The organism is Candidatus Methylomirabilota bacterium (assembly GCA_036001065.1).
Taxonomy (GTDB): Bacteria; Methylomirabilota; Methylomirabilia; order Rokubacteriales; family CSP1-6; genus MNEF01.
Map to the genome: position 1 here is coordinate 1 of DASYUQ010000204.1, position 3,197 is coordinate 3,197.

The window sequence follows — 3,197 nt, forward strand, 5'->3', positions numbered from 1 at the left end:
GCTGAAGGAGTATGAGGCGCGGACACCCGGGACTGCGAAGCCGTTGACCGTCATCGCGAACACGACCTTCGTGGGGTCGTTCGGGTTGATGAAGGCGAAGACGTCGGCGAGGTCGGCCGCCGGGTCCTCGTTGATGAGCGGGGCTTCCCGGTGGTCAGCACCCTTGACCCTGGCAATCCAGGGCGAGACGACGAGGAGCGCCAGCAACGCTGCCAAGCCTCCAAACAGAATCGCCATCCGGGGGTCTCTCAGCCTTTTCATCGGAGCAGCCCTCCCTAGCCCGCCTGCGGCCACCTGAAAGCGTCACAACGAACGATCTCCACTTCGCCAAGTAAGATCGCGGTCAATGCGAACAGCGACGACGAGCCCGGTCGGCTCGCCGAGACGACTGGCCATCGATCGGATGCCCACGCGTGAAGTGATCTGGCGCGTGAGAGGCTCTGCCGGGACCGCCCTGGGAGCATACCGAGACCTCACCGAGGTCCGAGCGTTCACTACGGAAAGGGCGTACTTTAGGCGGCTCGACGAGCCTTGTCAACAGGGCGATGTGCCTCATTAACGGTGTTACCGGCGAAGAGGCATCACGCTGGCCTCCCGCGCCTGGACTTGGACGGTCACCCGGCATAGAATCCGGCCGTCTTTCCGAGCCCCGGGACGGGGCGGCGCCGATACCGAGCGCTGCAGACGCCAGGAGGCGAAGCATGAGCCGAGTGATCGCCGTTGTCGCCATCGTCGCCGTCGTCCTGATTGCTGGGTCCTTCGTGGCCGCGCCGACCAGCGCCGGGCCAGAGAAGATCGCGTTCCCGGCGAACTGGAAGAATCACGTGCTCTACACCACCGTGGACCGCTACGACAACAAGCAGTACCGGGAGCTCTACGCGTCGTCCCCGGAGGCGGTGCGGGCCATGAAGGAGGGCAAGCCGTTGCCCTACGGGACGGTCCTCACGATCATCCAGTACAAGGCCCAGGTGGACGCCCAGGGTACCCCCATCAAGGACGCCACCGGGCGATTCGTAAAGGGTGACCTGGCCGGCATCGGGGTGATGGAAAAGCGCCAGGGCTGGGGCGCCGAGTATCCGCCCGACCTCCGCAACGGCGAGTGGGAATACTCGGCCTTCACGGCGGACAGTAAGTTCAACGACAAGGCCAACTTCAAGGCGTGCTTCACCTGCCACAAGCCGCACGAGAAGCAGGACTTCGTGATCTCGCTGGCCAAGGTCCAGGGCGTCGCCGCCGCGACCTCGACATCGCGGGTCGATGTCACCATCGGGGGCTTCGCGTTCGGGCCGGGTAAGCTGACGGTGGCCCCGGGCAAGCCGGTGACCTGGGTGAACACCGACGATTCGCCCCACCAGATCACGGTGACGACCGGCGGGCCGAGCCGGTCATCGATCCTGACCAAGGGGCAGAGCCACTCCCAGAGCTTTGCGGCGCCCGGCGTCTACGACTACATCTGCGGCCTCCACCCCTCGATGAAGGGGCAGATCGAGGTGAAGTAGCCGCGCCGCCTGGACCGGGCGCCCTTTCCCCTTGCCGCGGCGGCCGCCTCGGGCTAGGCTAGTGCCGTTCCAACTATTCGCGCCTAGGAAGGCACCGTGTACGTCGTTCGTGGACAGATTTAGTATCAACAAGTTGGAACGGCACTAGCTTCCACTTTCCGACCTTCACCGGCCCGGCCATCGTGTCTCGGCGCCGGCCGCGCCCGGGAGGTGTCGCGATGAAGAAGCTGCGCGAGATCATGCGCCACGGCTTTCTCTTCGTGGTCCAGCGCCAGACCCTGGTCACGGAGGCGGTGCGGGTCATGGCCGAGAACAACGTGGGCATCGTGGCCGTGCTCGATGGCGACCGGCTGGTCGGCGTCTTCTCCGAGCGCGACGTCGTGCAGCGCGTCGTCGATCGCGGCCTCGACCCCGCCCGCACCCCCGTCGCCAGCGTCATGACGACCGACCTGGTCGTGGCCGACGTCGATGACGACTACCCGTCGGCGATGCGCAAGATGGACCAGGCCAACATCCGCCACCTGCCGGTGGTGAGCGAGGGCCGGCTGCTCTCGATGCTCTCGATCCGCGACCTCATGCGGATCGATCTCGAGGACAAGGGCGCGGAGATCCAGTATCTACAGGAGTACCTGTACCGGGTCTGAGCCGCCTCAGGGCAGGAGCAGGGCCTTGGCATAGTCCCGCGGCGGCGCCGTGAGCAGCTGACGGAAGACGCGCGGTCCCTCGTCCAGCGCGAACGGATGGACCCAGGGGGCGATCTCGATGCGCCGGTGGGCGAAGAGGCCGACGGCCGTGCCGAGGTCGCGCGCGGTGACCGCGTACGATCCGGCGATGCGCCGCTCGCCGAGCACCACCTGGTGCCCCGGGATCTCGGTGGCGTCGTCGTGGAGGCCGATCCAGACGACCTCGCCGCCCGCGCGCGCCATCTCGACCGCGGCCCGGCGGGTGGCCGCCGCGCCCACCGCGTCGATCACGACGTCGGCCCCGCGGCCGCGCGTGAACTGTCTCAGCTCCGCGACCACGTCGGCACGCATCGGGTTGAAGACCGGCTCGGCGCCGACCGCGTGCGCCATCTCGAGCCGGGCCTCGTTGACGTCCACCGCGATCAGGGTCAGGGCGCCGCCCGCCCGCGCCACCTGGAGCGCCATCAGCCCGATCGCCCCGCACCCGATGACGACGACCGTCTCGGGAAAGCGCCGGGTGACCAGCGACCAGACGTGGACGGCGTTGGCCAGGGGCTCCACCAGCGCGCCCTCCAGCGGCCCCACCCGCTCCGGCAGCGGCAGCACCACCGATGCCGGGACGGCGATACGCTCGGCGAACGCGCCGGGGCGGTTCATGCCGAAGACCTCGCGCCGGGGGCAGAGATGGGTCGCGCCATGGAGGCACTCGGCACAGCGCCCGCAGGGGATCACGGAGCTCGACACCACGCGATCACCGACCCTGAGGTCGGTCACGCCCTCGCCGACCGCCGCCACCTCGCCGCAGAACTCGTGGCCCATGATGAGCGGGGGCGGCCGGCGGGGGCTCCGGGAGGCGACCGCTTCCAGCTCCGAGCCGCAGATGCCGACGGCGGCGACCCGGAGCACGACCTCGCCGGGCGCGGGTGACGGCTCCGGGACGTCACGGATCTCCAGCACGTCCCAGGCGGGATAGACGAGGGCCTTCATCGCCGCGCGCCCACGTGCACGACACCCG

4 protein-coding genes are annotated in these 3,197 nt (G+C 68.7%); 2 read left to right on the top strand and 2 right to left on the bottom strand.

Annotated features, from left to right (window positions below; genetic code table 11):
- Window positions 1-261 (bottom strand): DUF4331 family protein (locus tag VGV13_19705; GenBank protein HEV8643311.1); only part of this gene is annotated, 261 nt, incomplete at its 3' end.
- 440 nt (window positions 262-701) lie between these two features.
- Between VGV13_19705 and VGV13_19710 the strand changes: the two genes are divergently transcribed.
- Entirely contained in the window at window positions 702-1,499 is a 798-nt protein-coding gene (locus tag VGV13_19710; GenBank protein HEV8643312.1) for a cytochrome P460 family protein, read from the top strand.
- Window positions 1,500-1,717: 218 nt separating this feature from the next.
- The gene (locus VGV13_19715) at window positions 1,718-2,143 is read left to right on the top strand and encodes a CBS domain-containing protein (GenBank protein ID HEV8643313.1); all 426 of its coding nucleotides are present in this window, start codon (window positions 1,718-1,720) and stop codon (window positions 2,141-2,143) included.
- A gap of 6 nt (window positions 2,144-2,149) precedes the next feature.
- Here VGV13_19715 and VGV13_19720 read toward each other — a convergent pair.
- The coding region (locus tag VGV13_19720; protein ID HEV8643314.1) for an alcohol dehydrogenase catalytic domain-containing protein at window positions 2,150-3,197 on the bottom strand (1,048 nt) is incomplete at its 5' end.